The sequence below is a fragment of the Bacillus sp. JZ34 genome (assembly GCF_053903205.1).
On sequence record NZ_CP096403.1, the window covers coordinates 654,505 to 679,089 of the forward strand.

Annotated in this window: 27 protein-coding genes, 1 tRNA gene and 1 pseudogene; 18 read left to right on the plus strand and 11 right to left on the minus strand. The window is 46.4% G+C overall.

Translation table 11 applies throughout. The features are described 5' to 3' along the window. The first annotated feature begins 50 nt into the window (after positions 1–50). From trxB to M1D90_RS03200, 7 genes are all read left to right on the plus strand, one after another. A complete protein-coding gene (gene trxB, locus M1D90_RS03170) occupies positions 51–1,001 on the plus strand; it encodes a thioredoxin-disulfide reductase (RefSeq protein ID WP_020453061.1) in 951 nt (316 codons plus the stop codon). A gap of 420 nt (positions 1,002–1,421) precedes the next feature. Then, entirely contained in the window at positions 1,422–1,886 is a 465-nt protein-coding gene (locus M1D90_RS03175; RefSeq protein ID WP_023856352.1) for an 8-oxo-dGTP diphosphatase, read from the plus strand. A gap of 21 nt (positions 1,887–1,907) precedes the next feature. Further along, entirely contained in the window at positions 1,908–2,795 is an 888-nt protein-coding gene (gene rapZ / locus M1D90_RS03180; RefSeq protein WP_020453060.1) for an RNase adapter RapZ, read from the plus strand. 1 nt (position 2,796) lies between these two features. Continuing rightward, positions 2,797–3,750, plus strand: coding sequence for a gluconeogenesis factor YvcK family protein (locus M1D90_RS03185; protein WP_023856351.1), 954 nt, complete (start codon positions 2,797–2,799; stop codon positions 3,748–3,750). A gap of 28 nt (positions 3,751–3,778) precedes the next feature. Beyond that, on the plus strand, positions 3,779–4,729 hold the full coding sequence (gene whiA, locus M1D90_RS03190) for a DNA-binding protein WhiA (protein ID WP_020453058.1): 951 nt from the start codon (positions 3,779–3,781) through the stop codon (positions 4,727–4,729). A gap of 17 nt (positions 4,730–4,746) precedes the next feature. Then, positions 4,747–5,016 (plus strand): HPr family phosphocarrier protein, encoded by a 270-nt coding sequence (locus tag M1D90_RS03195; RefSeq protein ID WP_020453057.1) that lies wholly within the window; start codon positions 4,747–4,749, stop codon positions 5,014–5,016. Between the two features lie 45 nt (positions 5,017–5,061). Next, entirely contained in the window at positions 5,062–5,820 is a 759-nt protein-coding gene (locus M1D90_RS03200; RefSeq protein WP_035337756.1) for an arylamine N-acetyltransferase, read from the plus strand. 64 nt (positions 5,821–5,884) lie between these two features. Here M1D90_RS03200 and M1D90_RS03205 read toward each other — a convergent pair whose 3' ends face one another. The 3 genes from M1D90_RS03205 to M1D90_RS03215 form a co-directional block, all read right to left on the minus strand. Continuing rightward, positions 5,885–6,160, minus strand: a complete 276-nt coding sequence (locus tag M1D90_RS03205) for a barstar family protein (protein ID WP_020453055.1) — start codon at positions 6,158–6,160, stop codon at positions 5,885–5,887. 4 nt (positions 6,161–6,164) lie between these two features. Continuing rightward, entirely contained in the window at positions 6,165–6,620 is a 456-nt protein-coding gene (locus tag M1D90_RS03210) for a ribonuclease (RefSeq protein ID WP_026580150.1), read from the minus strand. A 254-nt stretch (positions 6,621–6,874) separates the two neighbouring features. Beyond that, positions 6,875–7,570, minus strand: coding sequence for an ArsR/SmtB family transcription factor (locus tag M1D90_RS03215; protein ID WP_048350579.1), 696 nt, complete (start codon positions 7,568–7,570; stop codon positions 6,875–6,877). An 88-nt stretch (positions 7,571–7,658) separates the two neighbouring features. Here M1D90_RS03215 and M1D90_RS03220 point away from each other — a divergent pair, with 88 nt between their 5' ends. Next, positions 7,659–8,258: a flavin reductase family protein gene (locus tag M1D90_RS03220; protein ID WP_145930000.1), complete on the plus strand. Its 600-nt coding sequence runs from the start codon at positions 7,659–7,661 to the stop codon at positions 8,256–8,258. Positions 8,259–8,273: 15 nt separating this feature from the next. Here the strand turns inward: M1D90_RS03220 and M1D90_RS03225 are convergent, their stop codons facing one another. Further along, positions 8,274–9,245: a 2-hydroxyacid dehydrogenase gene (locus M1D90_RS03225; protein ID WP_026580149.1), complete on the minus strand. Its 972-nt coding sequence runs from the start codon at positions 9,243–9,245 to the stop codon at positions 8,274–8,276. A 397-nt stretch (positions 9,246–9,642) separates the two neighbouring features. On the opposite strand from M1D90_RS03225, the gene M1D90_RS03230 reads away from it, so the two are divergent. After that, positions 9,643–10,242 (plus strand): beta-class carbonic anhydrase, encoded by a 600-nt coding sequence (locus M1D90_RS03230; protein ID WP_020453050.1) that lies wholly within the window; start codon positions 9,643–9,645, stop codon positions 10,240–10,242. Next, entirely contained in the window at positions 10,243–11,862 is a 1,620-nt protein-coding gene (locus M1D90_RS03235; protein WP_309539572.1) for a SulP family inorganic anion transporter, read from the plus strand. Positions 11,863–11,909: 47 nt separating this feature from the next. On the opposite strand, the gene M1D90_RS03240 is transcribed toward M1D90_RS03235, so the two are convergent. Next, the gene (locus M1D90_RS03240) at positions 11,910–12,887 is read right to left on the minus strand and encodes an HD domain-containing protein (RefSeq protein ID WP_456283128.1); all 978 of its coding nucleotides are present in this window, start codon (positions 12,885–12,887) and stop codon (positions 11,910–11,912) included. Continuing rightward, positions 12,874–13,209 carry a MazG nucleotide pyrophosphohydrolase domain-containing protein gene (locus M1D90_RS03245; RefSeq protein ID WP_020453047.1) on the minus strand — a complete coding sequence of 112 codons (336 nt, stop codon included), beginning with the start codon at positions 13,207–13,209 and terminating at the stop codon, positions 12,874–12,876. Before M1D90_RS03245 ends, M1D90_RS03240 begins: the two co-directional genes overlap by 14 nt. Before the next feature lie 110 nt (positions 13,210–13,319). Here M1D90_RS03245 and M1D90_RS03250 point away from each other — a divergent pair, with 110 nt between their 5' ends. Further along, on the plus strand, positions 13,320–13,895 hold the full coding sequence (locus tag M1D90_RS03250; protein ID WP_059260902.1) for an LOG family protein: 576 nt from the start codon (positions 13,320–13,322) through the stop codon (positions 13,893–13,895). Between the two features lie 34 nt (positions 13,896–13,929). Beyond that, a complete protein-coding gene (locus M1D90_RS03255) occupies positions 13,930–14,535 on the plus strand; it encodes a DJ-1/PfpI family protein (RefSeq protein WP_105979705.1) in 606 nt (201 codons plus the stop codon). Positions 14,536–14,586: 51 nt separating this feature from the next. On the opposite strand, the pseudogene M1D90_RS03260 reads toward M1D90_RS03255, so the two are convergent. Both M1D90_RS03260 and clpP read right to left on the minus strand, forming a co-directional pair. Further along, positions 14,587–14,890 (minus strand): annotated as a pseudogene (locus M1D90_RS03260) (transposase); the annotation flags it as partial. Between the two features lie 265 nt (positions 14,891–15,155). Then, a complete protein-coding gene (gene clpP / locus M1D90_RS03265; RefSeq protein WP_003185550.1) occupies positions 15,156–15,752 on the minus strand; it encodes an ATP-dependent Clp endopeptidase proteolytic subunit ClpP in 597 nt (198 codons plus the stop codon). 286 nt (positions 15,753–16,038) lie between these two features. On the opposite strand from clpP, the gene M1D90_RS03270 reads away from it, so the two are divergent. From M1D90_RS03270 to M1D90_RS03280, 3 genes are all read left to right on the plus strand, one after another. Further along, positions 16,039–16,155: an NINE protein gene (locus M1D90_RS03270; protein WP_234025600.1), complete on the plus strand. Its 117-nt coding sequence runs from the start codon at positions 16,039–16,041 to the stop codon at positions 16,153–16,155. A 144-nt stretch (positions 16,156–16,299) separates the two neighbouring features. Beyond that, positions 16,300–16,375, plus strand: a tRNA-Arg gene (locus tag M1D90_RS03275). A 127-nt stretch (positions 16,376–16,502) separates the two neighbouring features. Further along, complete coding sequence (locus M1D90_RS03280) at positions 16,503–16,655, plus strand: hypothetical protein (RefSeq protein WP_023856347.1); 153 nt, start codon at positions 16,503–16,505, stop codon at positions 16,653–16,655. 64 nt (positions 16,656–16,719) lie between these two features. Here M1D90_RS03280 and M1D90_RS03285 read toward each other — a convergent pair whose 3' ends face one another. The 3 genes from M1D90_RS03285 to M1D90_RS03295 form a co-directional block, all read right to left on the minus strand. Further along, positions 16,720–18,267: a glycoside hydrolase family 32 protein gene (locus M1D90_RS03285; RefSeq protein ID WP_059260908.1), complete on the minus strand. Its 1,548-nt coding sequence runs from the start codon at positions 18,265–18,267 to the stop codon at positions 16,720–16,722. 79 nt (positions 18,268–18,346) lie between these two features. Continuing rightward, positions 18,347–19,792, minus strand: a complete 1,446-nt coding sequence (locus tag M1D90_RS03290; RefSeq protein WP_020453044.1) for a glycoside hydrolase family 68 protein — start codon at positions 19,790–19,792, stop codon at positions 18,347–18,349. Positions 19,793–20,140: 348 nt separating this feature from the next. Continuing rightward, complete coding sequence (locus tag M1D90_RS03295) at positions 20,141–21,235, minus strand: NADH-dependent flavin oxidoreductase (protein WP_026580145.1); 1,095 nt, start codon at positions 21,233–21,235, stop codon at positions 20,141–20,143. 172 nt (positions 21,236–21,407) lie between these two features. Between M1D90_RS03295 and M1D90_RS03300 the strand changes: the two genes are divergently transcribed. The 3 genes from M1D90_RS03300 (at position 21,408) to dapA (ending at position 24,581) form a co-directional block, all read left to right on the plus strand. Further along, the gene (locus M1D90_RS03300) at positions 21,408–21,731 is read left to right on the plus strand and encodes a winged helix-turn-helix transcriptional regulator (protein WP_456283129.1); all 324 of its coding nucleotides are present in this window, start codon (positions 21,408–21,410) and stop codon (positions 21,729–21,731) included. 99 nt (positions 21,732–21,830) lie between these two features. Next, complete coding sequence (locus M1D90_RS03305; RefSeq protein ID WP_456283130.1) at positions 21,831–23,549, plus strand: PrpR N-terminal domain-containing protein; 1,719 nt, start codon at positions 21,831–21,833, stop codon at positions 23,547–23,549. Between the two features lie 144 nt (positions 23,550–23,693). Next, complete coding sequence (dapA, locus tag M1D90_RS03310) at positions 23,694–24,581, plus strand: 4-hydroxy-tetrahydrodipicolinate synthase (protein WP_456283131.1); 888 nt, start codon at positions 23,694–23,696, stop codon at positions 24,579–24,581. The last annotated feature ends 4 nt before the right edge of the window (positions 24,582–24,585 follow it).

Genomic DNA, 24,585 nt, shown 5'->3' on the forward strand with positions numbered 1-24,585 from the left:
AACAGAAATGGACTGCTTGACAGCATAAGATTCATGAAGGAGTGAACATTGTGTCAGAAGAAAAGATGTATGACGTCATTATTATCGGAGCAGGTCCTGCGGGAATGACGGCAGCCGTTTATACGTCAAGGGCGAACCTGTCGACTTTGATGGTTGAAAGAGGCGTTCCGGGCGGACAGATGGCCAATACGGAGGATGTCGAAAACTATCCGGGATTTGAAAGCATTCTGGGACCAGAGCTTTCAAATAAAATGTTTGAACATGCGAAAAAGTTCGGCGCTGAGTATGCGTATGGCGATATTAAAGAAGTCGTCGATGAAGGAGACTACAAGATCGTCAAAGCGGGATCAAAAGAATTTAAAGCGCGTGCGGTCATCATCACAGCAGGCGCCGAATATAAGAAGCTCGGCGTACCTGGCGAAAAAGAGCTTGGCGGCCGCGGTGTATCTTATTGTGCGGTTTGTGACGGCGCATTCTTTAAAAATAAAGAGCTCGTCGTTGTCGGAGGAGGGGACTCCGCTGTTGAAGAAGGCGTGTACTTAACCCGTTTCGCTTCGAAAGTCACGATCGTCCACCGCCGCGATAAGCTGAGAGCGCAAAGCATCCTACAGGCGCGCGCGTTTGACAACGAAAAAGTCGACTTTCTCTGGAACAAGACGGTCAAGGAAATTCATGAAAAAGACGGAAAGGTCGGTAAAGTAACGCTGGTCGATACGGTCACAGGCGAAGAAGAAGAGTTCCGGACTGACGGCGTCTTTATCTACATCGGCATGCTGCCGCTTTCAGAGCCGTTCAAAAACCTCGGCATTACAAATGAAGAGGGCTACATCGTGACAAATGAACAGATGGAAACAAAAGTTGAAGGTATTTTTGCAGCGGGCGATATCCGCGAGAAAACCCTTCGCCAAATCGTAACGGCAACAGGCGACGGAAGCATTGCCGCACAAAGCGTTCAGCACTATATCGAAGAGCTGAAAGAGAAAGAAAAGGCTGTAAAATAACGTATTTTTATCGTCATCATGATTTAACCGCCCTGTAACACCAGTGAAACAATTATTCGTTATGATGGGTATAGTAATTGACCCCCTTTTATAATGAATTTTATTGGCACGGATGATCTTATCCGTGTCCTTTTTTTGTTTTATTTTTCCACAAAGAGAAATTTTTACAAATTTCACAAGTTGTTCAAATTTCAATATTGAAACGTCTATTTTTGCTGTAAAATAGAATGAAAGAACGGTTTTCGCAAGCGCTTCCATTCGCTGAAAAAGCCGTTTCTTTAAGTTTTACCCGGGAAAAGCCTTAAAGCAGTCCGGAAAAAAGCGATTTTCGCGGCGGAACTGCATGTTCATTGTGAGCGGGGACAGGAAGCGGTATAATAGAAAAAAGAATTGAAGGAATAAAAGGATGGGTGACAGACTTTGCAAAGAGTGACGAATTGTGTGCTGACTTCAGGTGATAAAGTCCTGTTGCTGCAAAAGCCCAGACGAGGCTGGTGGGTAGCCCCCGGCGGCAAAATGGAAAGCGGGGAAACCGTCAGGGACGCCGTCATCAGGGAATACCGCGAAGAGACGGGCTTGTATGTGCTGAACCCGCAGCTGAAAGGGATATTCACCTTTATCATAAAAGAAAATGATCAGGTCGTATCTGAATGGATGATGTTCACATTCGTCGCCGATCATTATACAGGCAAACATGTAGAAGAATCGGAAGAAGGCATCATCGAGTGGCATCAGGCGGCAGACGTCTGGAGCCTGCCGATGGCGCCGGGAGACGTCCATATTCTGGATTTTATGCTGAAAGGCAAAGGACTGCTTCACGGCACCTTTACGTATACGCCTGACTTTGAATTGCTGTCCTATCGCCTCGACCCGCAAGGCGAATAAACATAAGAGGGGGAGAGAAGCATGAATGCGAATGGAGGCCATGATATACAGCTTGTGATCATAACCGGAATGTCAGGGGCAGGAAAAACAGTGGCGATTCAAAGCTTTGAGGATCTCGGTTTTTTCTGTGTCGATAATCTGCCGCCATCTTTGCTGCCGAAATTTTTGGAGCTGATGAAGGAATCAAGTTCAAAAATGAGCAAAGTTGCCCTTGTTATGGATTTGCGCGGCCGCGAGTTTTTTGACAGCCTGATTGAAGCGCTTGACGAGATTGGGGAAACATCCTGGATTACCCCGCGAATTTTATTTTTAGATGCCAAGGATTTGGTTCTCGTTTCAAGATATAAAGAGACAAGAAGGTCCCACCCCCTTGCGACAACTGGCCTGCCGCTTGAGGGTATCCGAACGGAACGGGAGCTTCTCGAAGAGTTGAAAGGCCGCTCTCAAATCATTTATGATACATCCGATATGAAACCGAGGGACTTGCGCGAAAAAATTGTCCAGCATTTTGCGGCAGATCATGGACATACCTTTACAGTGAATGTAATGTCATTCGGGTTTAAATACGGATTACCGATCGATGCGGATCTAGTGTTCGACGTAAGGTTTCTTCCGAATCCGTACTATATCGACAGCATGAGGCCGTTGACGGGAAAAGATCAGGAAGTATCTTCGTATGTGATGAAATGGAACGAAACACAAAAGTTTCTTGAAAAACTGACCGAGCTGCTGAGCTTTATGCTTCCGTCATATAAGCGCGAAGGTAAAAGCCAGCTAGTCATCGCGATTGGCTGCACAGGCGGACAGCATCGCTCGGTGACGCTTGCTGAATACCTTGCTGATTATTATAAAAAGGACTACTATACTCATGTTACTCACCGGGACATCGAGAAGAAAAGCAGAAAATAGCATGGCAGATCAGAAAAAAATCGCAATTTTTGGCGGAGGAACAGGCCTTTCGGTATTGCTCAGAGGATTGAAGCAACATCCGGTTGACATTACGGCGATTGTGACGGTCGCAGATGACGGCGGAAGCTCGGGGAGGCTGCGCGATGAGCTTAAAATTCCCCCTCCGGGGGACATCAGAAATGTGCTCGCTGCACTGTCTGATGTTGAACCGCTTGTTGAAGATCTGTTCCAGCACCGCTTCTCTAAAGGCGGCGATTTAATCGGCCATTCATTGGGAAATTTGATTTTGGCGGCGATGACGAATATAACCGGTGATTTCTTTCACGCCGTCACTGAAATGAGCAAAGTTTTAAATGTGAGGGGAAGGGTTCTGCCCGCGGCCAATACCAGTGTTGTCCTTCATGCGGAAATGGATGACGGACAGATCATATCAGGGGAATCGACGATACCGTCTTACGGTAAGCGGATTAAACGGGTGTTTTTAACACCTGAAAAAATCGAACCCGTTCCGGAAACGATTGATGTAATCCGCGGCGCCGACCTGATTCTTCTCGGCCCGGGAAGCCTGTATACGAGCATCTTGCCGAATCTTCTCGTTCCGAAGATAAGGGAAGAAATATTAAACGCCCCGGCAAAAAAAGTTTATATTTGCAATGTGATGACCCAGCCGGGAGAAACGCTGTACTACAGTGCAGCTGATCATGTAAAAGCGCTTAACCAGCATATGGGCGGTCCGTTTATCGATACGATCCTCGTCAACAATGAGGAAATCCCGGACGATATCCGGGAACGCTATGCGAAGGAGCAGGCACAGCCCGTCCAGTTTAACATTGATGACCTGTCTGCGATGGGGCTTGAGGTCATCAAAGATCAGATTGTGACATACGAGAATGGCGTGATCCGTCATGATACACATAAAGTCGCTTCGCTACTTGTTGATTTGTTAAAAGAATAGCAGGCCTTGGAATGGGGGTGTCCATAATATGTCATTTGCATCGGAAACGAAAAAAGAACTTACAAACCTTGAAGTAAAAGATTGCTGCGCGAAAGCAGAGCTCTCTGCCCTCATTCGGATGAACGGTTCATTGTCTTTCTCAAACCGAAAAGTGGTTCTCGACGTCCAGACCGAGAACGCGGCCATCGCCAGAAGAATTTACACATTGCTGAAGAAACAATACGATGTTTCCGTTGAACTGCTCGTTCGAAAGAAAATGAGACTGAAAAAAAACAATGTCTACATCGTACGCCTGATCGAAAATGCCAAGCTGATTCTTGAGGACCTGAAAATACTCGGAGACAACTTTGTCATTGCCAGAAACATCTCGGAAGACTTGGTCAAAAAACGTTGCTGCAAACGTTCTTATATGAGAGGGGCTTTTTTAGCCGGGGGTTCTGTCAATAATCCCGAGACATCTTCTTACCACCTCGAAATTTTTTCGCTGTATAAAGAGCATAATGATTCATTGTGCAGGCTCATGAATCAGTTTCATTTAAACAGCAAAACGCTTGAGCGGAAAAAAGGATACATCACGTATCTGAAGGAAGCTGAAAAAATTACCGAGTTTTTGAATGTGATCGGCGCGCATAATTCGCTGCTCCGCTTTGAAGACGTCCGGATCGTGCGCGATATGAGAAACTCGGTTAACCGGCTCGTCAATTGCGAGACAGCCAATCTAAACAAAACGATCGGCGCTTCTCTGCGGCAGGTGGAAAACATTAAGCTGATCGACGAAAGAATCGGGCTTGATGCGCTACCGGAAAAGCTGAGGGAAATCGCCCAGCTCCGCATCGATTATCAGGAAGTAACCTTAAAGGAACTCGGGGAAATGGTGTCGAGCGGAAAAATCAGCAAATCGGGCATCAATCACAGGCTTAGGAAACTGGATGAAATAGCTGAGCAGCTGCGTTCAGGACAATCTGTCTCTTTAAAATAGGGAATGGGGGAGATCGTATGGTTCAACAAAAAGTGGAAATTCTTTTGAAAACGGGGCTTCAAGCGCGCCCGGCGGCATTGTTTGTTCAAGAAGCCAACCGTTTTCAATCAGATATTTTTCTGGAAAAGGGAGATAAAAAAGTGAATGCCAAAAGCATCATGGGGCTGATGAGCCTAGCTGTCAGCTCCGGATCGGAAGTCACGCTGATCGCCGACGGTTCCGATGAGCAAGATGCTCTTGCTGCATTGACTGCATATGTTCAAGAGAAAAAAGCTAAACCTTTATGAGGTTTGGCTTTTTCTCATCGATTCAAAGCGGAAGGAGAATAACCGATGACGACGATGCTTGATTCGCTGTTTAAAAGGATTGGATACAAGCCCGGTCAGCAGGTGACATTTGCTGACTTGCCCGAATTTTTATCGCTGCTGGCTTTACAGTTTCCTTTTGAAAATAGCGCGGTTTTAAGAAACGAACGGATTTCGATGACGAAAACAGGGCTGACGGAAGCCTTGCTGAACAATAAAAGAGGCGGTTTATGCTATGATTTGAACGCTTTTCTTTACCATGTGCTGACAGAGCTCGGCTTTTCCGTACACATGGTTCGCGGGACGGTTTTTAATCCAAAAGAACAGGCGTGGGCGCTGACGGGAACGCATGTCGCCGTTATTCTGCGGGAAAGCGATGAAACCTATTTGCTTGATACTGGATTCGGCATCAACCTGCCGCTTGCCCCCGTTCCGTTCTCAGGTGAACCCATCACCTCAAAAACAGGAGCTTACCGTATCAGGAAAACAAAGACAGATAAAGGAGATTACCTTCTTGAAATGGATAAGGGAGAGGGGTGGCAGACCGGCTACGCATTTTCGCTGACGCCAATCGATGAAGCGGCGCTTGCGTGCGTGCGGGATGCGATTTTCGATGAGGAAGCGTCTCCCTTTAATAAAAACCCGCTCGCTTCCAAGCTGACAAAGGACGGAAAGTTAATTTTGTCGAAGGATCACTTCACAAAGCAAACCGGAAGCGGTTTGACGAAAGAAGATGTGAACGCCGGAGATTTCCAGACCATTTTCGTTCAAGCCTTTTTTGACTGAAGCACCACTGTGCATCAATTAAAATAAGCGGACGCCTGTCTGCAGCGCCCGCTCGTTTTCTGTTTTATCCTTCTGTTTTCAGCTGAAAGCCGTCCAGTGTTTCTTCGGCTTCGCGAAAAAGCTGCAAATATGCTTCGGCTTGATCGCCCAAGTAAATCCGGCTTTTTTCGATATTCTTCCACTCGATCAGCAAAGGCATGCCGACCCAGCCGGTCAGACAATCCCACAGCGCGTCAAGGTTTTCGCCATAGTAGTCCGGAAGCTCCAGCTGTTCTTTTAATGTTTGGTGAAGGTCTGATACGCTCGTGATCTTGTCTCCGTTTAAAGTGACTTGTTTCATATGATCATCTCATTCTCGTAAACGTTTTATAGTGGTCAGTTGTTTTATAAACCAGTCTGTCGTTGGAATAGACGATCCGGTCTGACCCCCGGAATCCCGATGTATAGTTGATGTCGGCTTCTCTCCATACGCGTCCGGCCGCATCTGGAAGCAATTTTTCTCTGTTTTGAAAGATATCGCCGCCGATGCTTTTTCCAGGCGCTACTTCTGCGAGATTGCCTTTTTGCGGGTCCCACCCTAATTTTGCCGCTTCGGCTTTTGTGATGAAGTTGTCAGGCAGCCTGCCGTATTTCACGATATAGTCGGCAACACCTTCAAACGTATTAATGACCTCATTTGACTGAACGGTGCTGCCTTTTTCTGCATGCGGCCCTTCAGCTGAGCTTGTAAAAAGGTTCCCTGCCAGAAAGCCGAGCGCGAGAACAATCCCAAGCGCAAGTGTGGATAATATTTTTTTCACGGATAAAGTCCTCCCCATCTTTAGACTTTATAGCATAAACATGAAGAATGTGCCTTCATGGGATTGAACAGCCGCATTTCCTCATTTCCATTCCGTCTGTAATCATATTGAATTGTACCTCAAAACATGCTCAGAAATCATTATAGTATTGTAAATTTTCCATGAAACCCGAGGACGGGAACGGATCGCCGCGGTTTCCTATTTGACTCCCGGAATGTTAGTCAAGATTTGAAGAAAAAACCAACTGCTTTTCATCAGTTCTTTTCAATGGAAATGTGAAATAGGCGGTAAAGTTCCTTTGCGCCCGCGGGCGTGACTGCAACGGCCCGTGTGCGCGGGCGCCGCTCGATCCAGCCCATGCGGATAAAAGCGTCGAGCAGTGCGGAGCCCAGGGCACCGGCAATGTGATGCCGCCTTTCACTCCAATCCAGGCATTTATGGCAAAAAGAGCGCCGTTTCTTTTTGACTTCCCCAACATCGATGCCAAGTTCCTTCAAAAATAATTCTCCTGCTTCAGTCACGGTAAAAGCCGTCTCTTCTTCTTTCAACACGCCCATCTCCACGAGCCGCTCCGCAAGTGTGACGCCGAGCGATCCAGCCAAGTGATCATAGCATGTCCGCGCTTTTCTGACCGCCCGATCTTCGGCTGACTGCCGGAAAGAGCGAATTTCAGCAGGGGGGGCTATGTTGAGCAGAGTTTCCAGCGATTGTGCAACCTTGCCATCTTTGAGCCGGTAATAGCGGTGCCGTCCTTGCTTCCGGCATGTCAGCATTTCGGCGTCAAGCAGTTTGGAAAGGTGAAAGCTTGCTGTCTGCTGTTTGATTCCCGCATACCCGGCCAGCTCGGTAGCTGTATAAAACCGGTCATCAAGCAATGCGGTTAAAATCGCTGCTCGTGACGGATCGGTGACAAGCTTGGCGACCTCGGCGATATTCGGATTCACGGTCATGACACTTCCTCCTAAAATGTAATCGATACTTCGATGTTAATTGAAATATTGGAGAATTACAATAAAAGCATAAAAGGAGGAGACCGATATGCATCAAAACAGCAAAATTATTCAGCCAAGCATTTTATACTACGGAACACCCGTCATTTTGCTCAGCACGCTGAACGAAGACGGTTCCACGAATCTCAGCCCGCTTTCCTCTTCTTGGGCGCTTGGGGATTCGATCGTACTCGGCGTCGGCACCGGCGGCAAAGCATTGGAGAATTTAGAGAGACAAGCCGGATGTGTCATCAATGTGCCGGATTCATCTTTATGGAGCAATGTAGAACGGCTCGCTTCCTATACCGGCAAACGATGCGTTCCGGAAGAAAAAAAGCGGCTCGGCTTTACATACCTTAAAAAAAAGTTTGCAGCCGGCGGATTTACGGCAGCAGATTCCCTGGCGGTGAAACCTGACAGAGTCGCCGATTGTCCGCTTCAAATTGAAGCGGAAGCCGTCAATATCCGCATTCCGGAACATTCACCGTATTTTGCCGTCATTGAAACAAAAGTGCTTCATGTGCACGCACATGAAGCGATTATAAAAGGGGAACACCACATCGATCCTCAAAAATGGGGGCCTTTAATTTATCTTTTTAGACACTATTTTGGTTTAGGACGCGAGCTCGGCAAAACATTCCGGGCCTGAATGTAAGAATGTGCGTCATCTCAGTTCTTTGACTATATCTTTTGGCTGTCTGCCCTGAAGACCGTCAATCAGGTTTTGGACGGCGCTTTTCAGCATGTTGACGTGTGTGACAAGAGTGGATGATCCAATGTGGGGAACGAGGGTCACATTGGAAAGGCTTAGGAGCGGATTGTCTTTTTCAATCGGCTCCTTTTCAAATACATCAAGTCCGGCTCCTTTAATCCATCCTTCTTTCAGCGCTTGAATCAACGCTTGTTCGTCAACGGTTTTGCCGCGGGAGATGTTGATGAAAATGGATGACGGTTTCATTTTTTTGAATTCAGCTTCGCCGATAAGGCGGAATGTCTCATCTGTGAGCGGTGTGATCAGAACAATGAAATCCGAGCGTTCCAACAATTCATGAAAGCCCGTATAAACCGCGCCGGTTTTTTTCTCTGTGTCGGGTTTGCGGCTGCGGCTGTAATAGAGCACTTCCATATCAAAACCCAAGGCCGCCCGTTTGGCGACTTGTTCTCCGATTCGTCCCATTCCGATGATGCCGAGCGTCCGGTGATGGACATCGCATCCGAACAAGCTTTCATCATCCTCTGATTTGGTCCATTTTCCATCGCGGATGTAGCGGTCGAGCTCGGCGATTCGCCGCGCTGAGGAAAGGATCAGACCGAAAGCGAGGTCTGCGACTGTGCCGTCAAGAATGTATGGTGTGTGAGTGCCGATAACCGATTTTTCTTTCATTGCTTCAATGTCAAAGTTGTCATAGCCGACGGAGTTGTTGCTGACGATTTTTAACTTCGGCGCATTGCATAATAATTCACGGTTGATTTTTGTCCCCGAGGTCAAAAGACCGTCTGCTTCCTTGATTTTTTCGAGCAGGGTTGATCTGGGAATGCGCTCGCGCGAAGTCCAAATTTCATATGTGCAGTGTTCGGCGAGCATCTCTTCGATTTCTTTTGGGACCGGTTTTGTGACATATACAAACGGTTTCATCTGCATTCTCCTTCCGCGTATCATCTGCTTCTATTATAGAGGAAAAACGGCTTCTATAAAAATCAAAGTCTGTTCCGAATAAACGCAGGACTATCAGCTCAATTATTGTTGTTTAGAAAATCATAGATACTTATTTCAGTTTTTTAATTTATTTTAATGCATTTTTATAACTATAAATCCAAATATTAGATGTTCTATTTTGCTTCCAGTTCTATTTTTATAGGTGAAGAACAGTGTAGATTTTATTATTTTAGAAAGATATAAAATTAGACTTTTTAAAATATTCAGTACATTTATAGTGAATTTTTTGATTCGAATCCAAATCGAAAAACCATGTGCTATAATTCGGCTGTAACAATATCAAGGTCATATGACTATGAAAAGGAGTGAGAGAGAAATGGCGATTTTAACTTCCATTTTGAAGCGAAATCAGTCTTTTGTAGAGGAAAAGGGGTACGAGTTTTATGAAACGACAAAATTTCCGGAGAAGAAACTTGTGATTTTGACATGTATGGACACGCGTTTATTAGAACTGCTCCATCATGCAATGGGGTTAAGAAATGGAGACGCAAAAATCATTAAGAATGCGGGGGCCGTTGTTTCTCACCCTTTTGGAAGCGTCATGCGCAGCATTCTTGTGGCTGTCTATGAGCTGCAGGCTGAAGAAGTCTGCGTGATCGGCCACCATGAGTGCGGTATGGCAAGCCTGAACGCTTCATCTATCCTTCAAAAGGCCAAACAGCGGGGGATTGATGATGGCTGTCTCGAACTCCTGCAGCATTCAGGCATCGACTTGGACACATGGATGACGGGCTTTGACAGCGTTGAAGACAGCGTCAGCCACAGCGTGAACATGGTTCGGAATCATCCGCTGATGCCTTCAGACGTTCCGGTGCACGGATTGGTGATTGATCCAAAGACCGGCCGTTTGGATGTTGTGGAAGATGGTTATTCACGTGAAGACGTTTTGCTTTCGGAAATGGGGAGGATAGATTGAATGTTACGTTTTTCAGGCAGATTTGAAGGATACAGCCTTAAACGGTTTCAAAAAGATATTGTAGCAGGAATGGTCGTTGGAGTCGTCGCAATTCCGCTTGGCATGGCTTTTGCCATAGCCTCGGGGGTGAAACCGGAACACGGTCTTTACACAGTGATTGTCGCCGGTATTTTGATTTCGCTTCTCGGCGGGTCGAAATACCAGATTGGCGGACCGACAGGCGCCTTTGTTCCGATCCTGTTCGCTATTGTGCTCCAATACGGATTTGAGAATCTGCTGATTGCCGGTTTTATGGCCGGAGTGATTCTCGTCATATTAGGGCTGCTAAAACTCGGCAAGATTATCAAGTTTATTCCGCGGCCGGTGATCATCGGATTTACGGCCGGCATCGCAGTGATTATTTTCACCGGAGAAATCGCCAAGTTTTTAGGTTTGAGGAATGTTGAGAAGCATGAGAGTTTTTATATGAATATGCGAGAGGTTGTCATCAACCTGAACACGCTCAGCTTCTACAGCATTTTGACGGCTGTCGTATCGCTCTTCTTTGTGCTGTTTACGCCAAAGATTCTGCCGAAAGTGCCGGGAGCGCTTGCAGGCTTGCTTGTATCGACGGTCATGGCCACGATGCTGTTTCCTGAACAGGTGGTAACGATCGGCTCAGCTTACGGCGAAATTCCGCGCAGCTTGCCGAGCTTTCAATTTCCAGAATTGTCATTGGATAAAATCATTTACCTGCTGCCTCCCGCTCTTGCGATTGCGATGCTCGGCGGAATCGAATCGCTGCTTTCCGCGATGGTGGCAGACAATATGAAGGGAACAAGGCATGACAGCAATAAAGAGCTTGTCGGCCAGGGGATTGCGAACATTGCCGCACCGCTGTTCGGCGGAATTCCGGCGACAGGCGCGATTGCCCGTACGGCAACCAATATTAAAACGGGTGCTGCTTCTCCGATTTCAGGGATCGTGCACGGCGTGTTTGTTTTATTGGTCCTGCTTTTGTTTGCGCCATACGCTTCCCTTATCCCGCTTGCAAGCATGTCGCCGATTTTAATGGTGGTCGCTTGGAATATGAGTGAGCGGAAAGAGTTTGTAAACATTTTGAAAATTAAGAATTCCGACTCTGCCGTGCTTGTCGTCACATTTCTTTTAACGGTTTGGCAGGACCTTGTATTTGGGGTGGCGGCCGGGATCCTGCTGGCGATCATCACCTTTATCGTCAGAATGAGCAAATCGTTCCGCATTAAAAAGGATGTGTCTGAATCGATCGTCCAGTCGGCTGCTGCAGCGGAAGAAAAGAAATTCCACCGCTCTGTCAGCATCTATTCTGTTGAAGGCCCGCTGTTTTTCGGCTCATCGAATTCATTGGAGGATTCAATTTTGGACAAAGGCCACCCGCCAAAACTCCTCATCCTGCTTATGAACAAAGTAGACTATATGGATTCTTCCGCAGAAGGCAGCTTGATGACGATCGTCAACCGTGTCCACCAGCAAAACGGCAAAGTGATGATTGTCGGGCTGCAGCAGCAGCCGCGTGAGCTTCTTCATAAAACAGGGCTGTTTCATAAAATCGGCAAAAAGCATTTTGTCGACAGGCCTGAACAAATATTTGACGTGACATAACTGAAGAAAACCGCCTGTTCCGGGCTGACCGAAGCAGGCGGTTGCTTTTATTCGGCGGCTTTTACATATGTGCCTTTTTTCATTGCGGCTATTGCCGTTTCTTTCATCAAAAGGACGTCTTTTGAAAGTGTGGAGGCGGGGACTTTTCTTCCGTTAACGGCGACTTTTGGATCGATCCATCTTACCTTTAAAGTTTGATGAAAAGTAAAATCGTCTTCGTCTCCTTGCTTAACGCTCTGGCTCGCTGTACTGAGCCTTTCAAGCGTTTCCCGGAAGCACGCTTTTTGCTTTAGCATCGCAAGCAGTTCCGTGTCGGTTTTGAAAAAATCGCGTCCCGTGATGATACGCATGTCAAGCGCCTTTTTCAGCATTTGGCTGAGTGTACAGAGCGCATATACATTGAGGGGATTCATAAAGAAGTCAATCACCTCTTGATAGTAAAGGCGGGTGAACCATTCGGCGTGCTCTGTCGAAGTGCAGTAGATTTCGCCTTCGACAACGGTCAGTCCGGTTTCTAAAAATCGTCCAATCTCTTCTTGGTCGCCAAACCCGTAGGCTAAAGAGTCGCGAAGCGTGTAATCGATGCGATCCGCACATAATGAAGGAGCCGGCTGCTCCAGCAGCGTCCATTTTTTTTCATCGTATAAGATATCTTCATCTTTGAATCCGTATGTATCCAGAATCCAGGGGATATCAGATTGCTTGACCCATTGCCGAAACATCTGTTCATGGTAATCTTCGTTTTCCATGTTAAATACATCATCAGCCACATGGGAAAATGCCGTATGGGAAACATCGTGAAGCAAACCTGCAATTTGTTCTTCAAGGCTTCCGCCAAGCCTGCGGATCAAAAGCATAACCCCGATGCTGTGTTCGCAGCGGCTGATGTTCCATGCGGGATTGACGAGAAAGCATGCTCCGCCTTGGTGAATCCCATTTAGACGCTGAACGGCTTTTGAATGAATGAGGTCTGTCAGCACAGGCTCCAAATCTGCCTCGCCGTAAAGGCGGTCATTGATCTTCATGATGCTCTCCTGCAAATCTTTTCGTCAGTTTGCGGCGGTGGGCATCCATCATGTCTTCCAATGAAACATCGTATATGCCAGCAAGCATAATCAAATTCCCCATCACATCGCCCATTTCTTCGATCAGTTCCTTTTTCAGTTCAGCAGCCGGCCGTTTGGCTTCATCAGGACGGTCTCTTCCGATTTCGTATGCCCTGACCGCTCTCGCCAGTTCACCGGCCTCTTCCATTAAAAATCCCATCCGGATGAAAGGTCCGTATTCGCTCCATCCCCTTTTCCGATAAAATGTCTTTGTCCATTGCTCCGCGTCTGTGATTGTCATAAGTCTACACTCCCATTTAGAAATTCAATTATATTATCGCACACGGAACAAACAATATATAGTACAATGTTAATTGCTTTTATCAATATATGGAGTTGGAGTGAGCGAAAGTGAAAACGGTATGCGTATATTCAGGATCAAATATGGGGACGGACCCGGCGTACAAGAAGAAAGCTGCAGAGCTTGGTGTTTATATTGCCGAGAAGGGGCTTCGCCTTGTTTATGGAGGATCGAGAATGGGATTGATGGGCGTGATTGCGGATACCGTATTGAAAAACGGCGGGGAAGTTGTCGGCGTTATGCCGAAAGGACTTTTTACAGGGGAAATCGTTCATCAGCAGCTGACAGAGCTGATCGAAGTGAGCGGCATGCATGAGCGCAAAGCGAAAATGAGTGAATTAGCTGACGGCTTTATCGCGATGCCCGGAGGCTTCGGTACGTTTGAAGAGCTGTTTGAAGTGCTTTGCTGGGCCCAGATCGGCATTCATCAAAAGCCGATCGGACTTTACAATGTGAACGGCTATTTTGACCCACTTCTTAAAATGCTCGAATACAGCGTTCAAGAGGGCTTTTCGAATGAATCGCACCTTCAGCTGATCTATGCTTCCGAAAGTCCGGGTGAATTGGTCGAGAAGATGAATGATTATCATTATCCGGTGTTAGAGAAAAAGTGGAAGGATTTATAAAGGCTGACTACATAAAGAAATGGAGGCGGGGCGAATGAAGAAGAAATGGAGTGTCGGTTTGCTGCTGTTTGATGAGGTGGAAGTGCTTGATTTCGCCGGTCCGTTTGAAGTGTTTTCTGTCACTGCCGGGACTGGTGGAGGGGGAGAGCGCCCGTTTGATGTAAAGACGGTTTCTGAGTCCGGCAGTGAGGTGAAGGCTCGGAACGGGCTTAAGGTCATCCCCGATTTTTCGATCGAAAATGCGCCGCGTTTTGATATTTTAATCATTCCGGGCGGACCCGGCGCGAGAAATCATGAGATTCATAATCAGCGGGTGATCAGCTGGATCAAGGAAGCGTCCGCCTCTGCAGAGCTTTTGCTTTCCGTTTGTACGGGATCCCTCCTGTTGGCGGAAGCCGGACTGCTAAACGGAAAAAGCGCAACGACACATTGGGCGAGTTATAACAGGCTGGAACAAGAATATCCTGAAGTACGCGTCATTCGTGAGGTGAAATTTGTTGATGAAGGACATATCGTCACTTCAGGGGGAATTTCGGCGGGCATTAATATGTCTTTTCACATCGTCAAGCGGCTCCTCGGAGAAGAAACAGCATTGCAAACGGCAAAGCGGATGGAATATGACAGCCCGTTTGGCGCATGAAAAAAAGCTGCCGGATATTGAAGTGACCCCAAAAAGTTAGACAGTAAAATGTCATGAAAAAGTTTGACTGGCATGATTCCGGTATTGTACCGGGCTCATGCCTTTTAATTTGATCTGGATTCGTTTGTGATTGTAGTAATCAATATACGCTGCGAGTTTTTTTGAAATGTTCGACGCTCTCAAATTCTTTAAGATAAAGAAATTCTGATTTTAAAACGCTAGAGAAGCTTTCCATCACCGTATTGTCATAACAGTTGCTTATGCGGGACATGCTTTGTGATGTTTCGTTTTTTCAAGGCCTGACGGTACGGCTTCAATTGGTAGTCCATCACTGATCTGAATGAATCATGAGCTTATCTTCCGCGGAATAGGTTGTATAGGATTTTTGCAACGCAACTTCTCCATAATGTAGATGTTTGCGAATCGATACATGAAAAATACTATGCGAAACGCCAATCTCTCTGGCGATCGTTTTATCCTTCAGTCCCCGCAAGAGCCTTTTGACTGCTTGTATTTGTTCCTCAGCCGAAAATTCAGCCATAAGAAAACTGCACCTCCAATTGTTAGACACCATCTAACAATTGGGGTGCAGTTCAATATTCCGGCAGCTTTTTTTGCTTTTACTTCTGTGCGTCGATATTGCGTGTGAGCACTTTATCAATCAGGCCGTATTCTTTTGCTTCTTCAGCCGTTTTGAAGTTGTCACGGTCAGTATCGCGCTCGATCACTTCAAGCGGTTGTCCAGTGCGCTCTGCAAGAATTTTGTTCAGTTTGTCACGCAATGAAAGAATGCGCTTCGCGGCAATTTCGATTTCTGTTGCCTGACCTTGCGCTCCGCCAAGCGGCTGGTGGATCATGACTTCACTGTTTGGAAGAGCGTAGCGCTTCCCTTTCTCGCCGGCTGCGAGAAGGAACGCACCCATAGATGCCGCCATTCCCGTACAAATCGTAGAGACTTGAGGTTTAATGAACTGCATGGTGTCATAAATCGCCATGCCGGCTGTGATAGAGCCGCCAGGGCTGTTAATATAAATGCTGATATCTTTTTCTGGATCTTCGGCTTCAAGGAATAGAAGCTGAGATACGATGGAGTTCGCAACATTGTCATCGATTGCTGATCCCAGCATAATGATACGGTCTTTCAACAAGCGTGAGTAAATGTCATACGCTCTTTCCCCGCGGTTCGTCTGTTCAATGACTGTAGGTATTAAATTCATAATGCTCCTCCTTCACCTTAAAAGGTAAGTATGTAGTTTAATCATACATTTTTGGTCAATAAAGGTCAAACAAAAAGCCGCCTTCATTAAAAAGACATACTGGGGTTTATTTTTCCCATTTTAAAGGACATTCAAACAAAAGATCAACTTTACAGAGGAAAGTATAGAAAAATGGGGTCTAAGTCCATTGATCTTCAATTTATTTTATAGGAAAAAAGGAAGCCGGTTATATATGTGAACGCAGACAAGAGCGCTCAGAGCTCCAAATAAGAAGAAACCAAAGCTGATCGGGTTTCTCGGCGTTGTTGCCGCTCACAGATTTTATCTCGACGAGAGAACAGGCTACGCTGCAGCCATGCTGCTTCTCAACTGGATTAGATTTGGTCTTTTATTGACGGTATGATCTGCCTTGTGAAAACAACGGACGAATTAAATAAAGAAATCGAGTATAATCTAAACCTGCATTGTTTCGAGCAAGAGATTGTGATTGACTTTTTAAAGAACAGCCCTTATAATATAAATTGCTGACGTTAAAAAATTATATTGTGCGCTCGTAGCTCAGCTGGATAGAGCGGTGGTTTCCGGTACCACGTCTGCCGGGGGTTCGAATCCCTCCGAGCGCGTTTTCAAGACAAGGGTTTGGCATTAGCCGCCCTTGTTTTTTTTGTGCACTTTTAGTCGTATTTGACTCCCCGGAAGCATATATCAATTGGGGTCACTCGCGATGACTAGACGAAGGGGCGGGATTAAATGGACAAAAAACACAATTATTTTATACCGTCAGGACTGTTGATTGGATTAGGCATCGGGATATTATTCGACCATCCGGCACCGGGGCTTTTGATCGGCCTCGGGGCGGGGATTTTGTTGTCTGCTGTTGTGCCGAAACGAAACGGAAAGTGAGCTGGAAGGCTCGCTTTTTTGCGCTTTTACAACAACGGGCGGCCGCTTGGCCGCCCGTTGTTGTTTAATCGTGGATTGAACGCATATGTTTGATCTTTAGATTTTCAAAGACGGCCGTTCCATTTTCGGTAAAGAGCGTGATACCTGTATCATTCAGGTCTGGAAATGCAAGGTTTGAGTGCGTCGTTTCGCCGTCATCAATAAACGCTTCGACAGTGTTTTGATCTACGATGATTGTGAAATGCACCCGCTTTTTTTCCGGATCAAACGGTGCTTTGCTTTCCAAATAGGTGCGGGTGCTGTCAGGCTGTCCTGTAAATCCTCTGTTCACAAAAGAATAACCGCCTTCAGCCGAAATTCCTACATCGATATGGCGTTTTCGATCCGCGGATTCTCTTAGCCTGAATCCCGCGTTTTTAAGATCGGCCCACGAGATATCCGCCTCAAGCTGATAGGTATTTGCCTTAATCTGAAGCGTTTTTGATCCGTTTACTTCAATGCGCTCAAATTCATCTGTCGATTCGGTTAATTCATCCAATTGATCGATTGGATGAGAGGCAAGGCTGTATTGATTTCCGCCTTTATGTTTAAGCTGAATTTGCCGGACGATCGAATCGGTTCCGTTAAAGCCGTCTTTCCATGTCGGCGTCCGGTTTGCATAATCCCAGTTATTCATCCACGCCAAAGCATAGCGTTTCTCGTACGAATCGTCTGTTTCGCCGTCCTCAAATGTCACGCCCGCATACCAGTCAAAGCCGTGATCAAGCCACTGAGGTTCCGCTTCGTCCGCGGTAAATTCGTTGCCGTTGAAGCTGCCTGTCCAGTATGCATAAGTATTCGGCTTGCCGGCACCTTTTCCATTTGCGCTTGCTCCGAGAACCCATTTATATGTTCCGTCATCCGCCCGCATCTTGAATAGATCCGGACATTCGATGATGCCGATATTTTCTGTTTGAAAACTACTTGTATAACGCCATTCCTTCAGATTTTGTGATTCGTAAAAGCCGATTTTCGTTCCTTCAGCCAGCGCCATCACCCATTTATCATCCTCTTCATCCCAGATCACTTTCGGATCTCTGAAATCGACGGTGTCCGGATTAGGCAATACCGGCTCTTCACCGTAAGGTTTAAATGTTTTTCCACCATTTTGGCTGTACCATAAAAATTGTTCTTCCTTCCCGTCATTGGCCGAAGGCTGCGTCATAATCGCCACGATCGCCCCTTTGCCGAAGCCGGCTGTGTTTTGTGAGTCGACAACGACAGAACCGGACCAAGGATCGCCGTTTTTATTCGTATATTTCGGAATGGCAACCCCTTGATCCTGCCAGTGGACGAGATCATCTGACACCGCGTGGCGCCACTCTGTCCCATTGCCGTCCGGATAGTCCCGGTTATAGAGATAGTAGTAATGATATTTTCCATTGAAATAGACGGGCTTTTGAGGGTCGTTTTTCCACTTGTCAGGGGTTGTCAAATGGAAAGCCGCGCGATATTCCGGTGTTTCCGGGGATTCTCCCTTTTTTTCTGTTTCCCGGTCTGAAGCCAATATCATGATGAAGATTCCAAGACAAACAGTTAAAATGCTAATCCGCTTATATACTGTCTTCTTCAAGAAAATTCCCCGCTTTATTCTAAGATGACACACGAAAGAAAATGCCGATGTTCACCGGCATTTTCTTTCGTTCGTTTTATTAGTTTACCGTTAATTGTCCCTGTTCAAGAATGCTGTTTTTGACAACGGATGTTTTTGATCCTTTGACTTTCAGCAAAAAGCTTGGTGCAAATGTGGCGTGATGCTCGTTTGAAATTCCTCTGTTTGTGATGTAGCTCGTGATGACGACTTTGTCGCCTTTTTTCTGCGGTACGGCAAAGTGTGAATAAGTAAATGTGATGTCATTGTAATCAAGGTCCATGTGCAAAACAAGTCCGGATTTGTTTAAAGGCTTGAATGGCCCGGTTAGTGAATCTGATACATAGCCGAGCATATAAATGTCTTTTGCACCAATGCCGTCAATTGTCATTTTTGATCCTCTTGAATCTGTGAACAGATACCATTTTCCGTTCATTTTGAAGAGGTTGGCCCGTTCGATTTCATCAGTCACCGTATTGGAGGCGATCAAAGGCTTCATGACTTTTTTCAGCGTATAATCTTTATTTAATTCGATGATTCCGAGTGCGCCGTTAGCCAATGAAGCGTTCTTTTTGTTCGCTCCTTGAAGCAGCTTGCTGCTTTCTCCTCTAAAGAACTGCTTGCTGCCTCCGTAGTAAGCTCTGTTGAATAGAGAGTCTTCTCCCTGATAGCCGGTTTTTGTTCCCGTATTGGCTTCAAATACGAGATATTTGCGGCCGTGATCTTCCACATAATGCGGGTCTCTCAGCGTATGGTTGTCGCCGGAGCTGTAGTTTCCTTCGTCAATGAATTGCTGAACATTTTGGTACACTGAGCCGTCGGCGCCGTCAAAGACCGATTTATGATCTTCTATACCATCAATTTTCAGTGTGTCCGAATCCGGCTGCGTGAAGTTGACCTGAGCCGTTGTCAGCGTCTGTTTGCCGTATTGCGTGCCGGAGAAAGCTGTGTAAAACAGTCGGACTTTTCCGTCTTTTGTCAGCGTGGCGGAACCTGACCACTCTTGTGTTTGATACTTAAGGTACGGATCGTCAGGAGTGAATTTGTCGCTGTCTTTAAACACTCTGCCGGCGTTTTTCCAGCTGTCGATGGAAGTTTCGCCTTTCTTTTGATAGAACAAGTAGATGGATGTGTCATCGACGTCTTTCGGGTCGCCCGCCAACGCGAAAACAAGATTGTAGCCGTGGTATGTAGCGACTGTTCCGTCGGCATTTTGCAGCGGCCAGCTGTCCCATACGTCTAAATCGATCAGTTCTCCATTTTTGTTATAACCTTTTGCTGAAGGGATGTTTTTGATGGTTTTCGGATCGAATTGAGGAACTTTAAATTGTTCGCTCTTTTGCTGTTCGGGAATTTTCAGCATGTCATGTCTTGTGATATGAGAAAATCCGTAACTCTTCTTGTAATCTTGCGTTTCTTTTGCAAAGGTTTGCGGCGCGCCTCCCGCAAGCAGAGCTGCTGCGACGGTTAAGGCTGACGCTTTTTTAGCGATGTTTTTGATGTTCATCAATATTTCCTCCCTTTTTCAATATGTAACAGATTGCTCCTGACAACATGAACGTTTCCAATCATCCCTCCTAACTGCGGCATTGTCCTGAAGAACAGAAAAAAGACCTAAAATGTGCAAGGTCATATAGGCAAAAGATAGACTTCGCCCTTCACACATTTTAGGTCTTGCCTGCTTAGACAGTAACAATCCCGACAATATTGAATTACCATCATTCTAATATACTCATCTCCGGGACTCAACTGGTCTAAGTTCCTCTTTTCTCATACATTTTTTTGCAAATGACATCAATTTTAAGCTAAAAGGCACCTTTTTTAATGAATCTATAGTCCGTATAAGGAGGAATCGTCAATCGTTGAAATCAATATACATCGGTATACTTTCCCAAAAGGCATCTGGAATTGCGAGCTTTCGTTGATCATGTCTTGACAGGGTTGTTTGAATATCGTCCTCTTTTCCGGCTTGAACTTTTTGAAGCCATTCCGGATCCATCAGAAGTCCCCGACCGATTCCGACGAGATCGGCACCTGTTTTCAGCGCTTGAACGGCATCTTCCGGTGTGTGTACTTTCCCGGCTCCGATCAGAGGAAGACGGTCCCCGACCGCTTCTTTGATCAGTTCCATCCGCGTGCGGGATTTGTCTGCACCACGGCGCGGCAAGGACCGGAAATCAATGAGAGAAACGTGCAGGTAATCCAATGCTTGTTCCCGCAGTACATTGACGAAAGGCAACGTTTCAGCCATTGTGATTCCGGGCGTTTCCGGCTCTTCGGGCGAAAATTTGTAGCCGATGATAAAAGATGGTTTATGGTAGCTATCCGCTACGCGTCTGATTTCTTCTATAATCTGAAGCGGAAATCTCATCCGTTTCTCTAAAGTGCCGCCCCAGCTGTCATTGCGCCGGTTGTAATAAGGAGAGAAGAACTGATGGATGAGAAACCCGTTTGCGCCGTGAATTTCGACTCCGTCAAACCCGGCCTCTATCGCTCTTCGCGCCGCCTGGCCGAAAGAATGGATAAGGTCTTGAATGTCTTGCTCAGACAGTGCCCTTGGCACCGGTGCATTCGGTTGATTCGGAGCGACGGCGCTGGCACTGACCGTCTGCTCTATACCTTTGGCTCCAGGATGAAAGAGCTGCAGGATTGCTTTTGCTCCATGTTTCTTTAAAGTGGCTGCAAGCCGGGTTAGTCCCGGGATTTGATCATCGTTCTCAGCTCCGGGAATGCCGGGAAATCCGGTTCCGGGCTGTACGGTTGTCGCAGATGTGATGACCATCCCGACATCTGTCGCCCGCGCGGCATAATAGACGAGTTCGTCGTCAGAAATGAATCCTCCCGGCATAGAGGATGAATGCCCCATTGGCGGCATGATGATTCTATTTTTCAATTGGATGCCGTTTTTAAAAGTAAAGGGTGTGAATAAAGAATCGTATTGTTTTTTCATGTTTTTCCTCCTTTTGATATAACCATAGCAACCACCGTGAGGCTCCACAAGAACGCAATTTTTTTATATATGCTTTATAAAAATAAACCGTAAGATCGTTCTCTTGAATGCTCTGGTGTCCATATGGTAGGATCAAGTCAAAATTGGCGAATGAGGCAATGGAGGAATTGCTATGAATTCAGCTGTCGATCATAAAGAATGCTCTTCTTTAATACAGGGTGTATTGAAAATTTTCTCCGGTAAATGGTCATTTTTGGTTCTCGCCGAGCTCATTCAGGGCAAGCGGCGATTCAACGAGCTCAGAAGGAACTTGGGAAACGTCAACACTAAAGGATTAACTGACACATTAAGACATCTTGAAGAAAGCGGTATGATTTCCCGGAAGGTGTTCCCGACGGTTCCTGTTACTGTAGAATATGAATTAACAGAAAAAGGTAAAGAGTTCCACGGCATTTTTAAAGAGATGGCCGTGTGGGGGGAAAAATGGCTTCCGTAATGGAGCCTTTTTATTTTGCCTTCGTTTTGCGGTTCCAAATATTTCTGCCTTTTGGTATAGTGATAATGTGTTTAAATTTGCAACAAAAGGTGATCGAATATGAAAGTGATGGCAATTGCTCCATATGAGGGATTAAAAGAGCTGATGATTCAAGTGGCAGGCGGCGAGGATTTTGAATTCGAGGCGGCTTCCGGAGATTTAGAGAAGGGCGTGGAACTGGCGAAACAAGCGGAAGCAAACGGGACTGATTTGATTATCAGTAGAGGTGGAACCGCTGAGCTGATCCAGCAAGAAGTTTCCATTCCGGTTGTGGATATCGAAGTGTCGGGATACGATATGCTGCGTGTGCTTACGCTTGCCAAGGGCTATCCCGGCAAAGCGGCAATTGTCGGATTTCCGATGATTGCCGACGGCGCGTCAGCAGTGTGCGAAATTTTGGATATCCGGATCGACGCCTGCACCGTATCAGACGAACGCGATGTTGAACCGGTGCTTCTTCAGCTCAAAGAACAGGGCTATCAGATCATTATCGGCGATGTGATCACAATTGAGAAAGCAGAGCAGCTCGGTTTAAACGGACTGCTTTTGACATCCGGAAAAGAAAGCATTGCCAAAGCTTTTGCATACGCTAAAAAACTGTATTCCTTTTTAGAGAGCATCAAGCAGAAGTACGCTGTGCCGTATCACATTTTACAAAAGGCCGAGACCGGTTATGCAGTATACAACAAGACATTGCGGCCGGTTTTTCAAAACGGCGTATTTGCCGAACAAATCGGCTTGCTGGATCATCTGGAAGAGCTGATCGGGGAAGCGGAAAAGAAGGGAGTCATCCATTTTAGATTCCGAAAGCATGGGCGGACATGGAATATCACGGGACGCAGGTTTTTCGCATCAGACGAGGCATTGACCGTATTTACCGCGGAAAATGCAAAAGATGTTCACGTTTCTTCTTTGCCTGGAGCAGCGACTCTTTCTCCTTTACGGATGAGTTATATGGAAACATCGAGGAACGAAACGATGCAGCAGGTGCTGAAAAAAGCGGAGTTGTTCGCGGCAAGGCGGGAACCCATATGGATCAACGGAGCGCCCGGCTCAGGGAAAGAGAGCTTGGCCGGGCTGATCCATATGAAGGGGGAGGACAAGCATGAGCCGTTTCGAAAAATCGATGCCGGTTTGCTGTCTGAAGCAGAATGGGAACAGGCGTGTGAAAGCGAAGAATTCTTTTCAGGGAGAGGAACGCTATACATCAAACAAGTCGATCGCATGCCGCCGTCCTCGCAACGGCTTTTACTCAGGCGGATCAGCGAACCGTATGACGGGCCGAGGCTGATCGTTTCTTCTTCCCGCAGGCGCGCCGGGGAATTTTTAAGCGATTTATATGATGCGCTTTGTCATTTGGAACTGGACGTTCCCCCTCTTTCCGAAAGAAAAGAGGATATTTTGCATCTGGCTTATCTGTTTATTGCGGAAAGCAATGAGGCATTCGGCAAACAAATCGTCGGCTTTCGAAGCGAAGCTGGTGTTCTGCTTGAAGAAGCGAAATGGCCGGGCAACCTCAGCCAATTGAGAAAAACGGTCCAAAACTGTGTCCTTGAAGCGCAGGGCGTTTATATCGAGAAGGCTGACGCCGAACGGGCCCTGAGCCGCTTGAACGAGGAAGAAAGAGAAGACATCGATTTATCCGGAACGCTCGAAGAGATCGAAAAAAGAATCATTCAAAAAATCTATGCCGAAGAAGGGAACAATCAAACAAGAACAGCGGAAAGGCTCGGCATCAACAGAACGACGCTTTGGAGAAAATTGAAATCGTCACATTGATAAGACACCGGCTAAACCGGTGTTTTATTTTTTGTTTTAATATGCAACAATAAATAAAAATAATTTAGATAAATACCGTTGATTATTGAAACATTTATGTATATAATCATTTTTGAAAACGCTTTACAGGAAGGGGAGGCAATCATGGGATTCGTACCAAAGGGGATTTATCCCGCTATGCTGACACCGCTTACAGAAGATCAAAGCATTGATGAATCGGCGTTGAAACAGCTGACAAACCATTTGATCGATGCTCATGTACACGGGCTTTTTGCGTTGGGTACCAACGGGGAATTTCATATGTTCAACACCGGAGACAAGCTGAAAGTTGCAGAAATCATCATTCAAGAGACGGCAGGACGCGTTCCCGTCATGGTAGGGAGCGGAGGAAACAGCACAGAAGAAGCGATCTGGCTTTCTAAGGAAATGGAGAGACTTGGCGCAGATGCGCTGTCGGTCATCACGCCATTCTTTATTCCACCGACACAGGAAGAAGCGGCGGTGCATTATAAAACAATTGCGGCATCCGTTTCACTTCCGATCCTTTTGTACAATATCCCTTCAAAAACAGGTTTCCATTTAGAACCAGAAACAGTGGCAGAGCTTGCGAAAGTGGATAATATCGTTGGAATTAAGGACAGCAGCGGAAACTTTGAAAACATACAGCAGTATATCGAGCTGACGAAAAATGAGGACTTTTCCGTTTTTGCAGGCACCGATTCGCTCATATTGAAAACGCTTCAAGCGGGAGGAGCGGGAGCAGTCGCAGCAACAGCAAATATGCTCCCTGATATCGTAACGTCGATTTACCACCATTGGTCAGAGGGTGAGACTGAAAAGGCGGAGGCTGCCCAGATGGAGCTTCAGCCGCTTCGCGATACATTTCGTTTAGGTACGATCCCGGCGGCACTGAAAAAAGCGGTTGGGCTTTATTCAATCCCTGTAGGCCCGCCGAAAGCGCCCATCCAAGAGCTGGCCGGTTCGGCGCTCTTGGAGGTCGAAAAAATGGTCGCTTACTATCAATCAAAATAGGGAG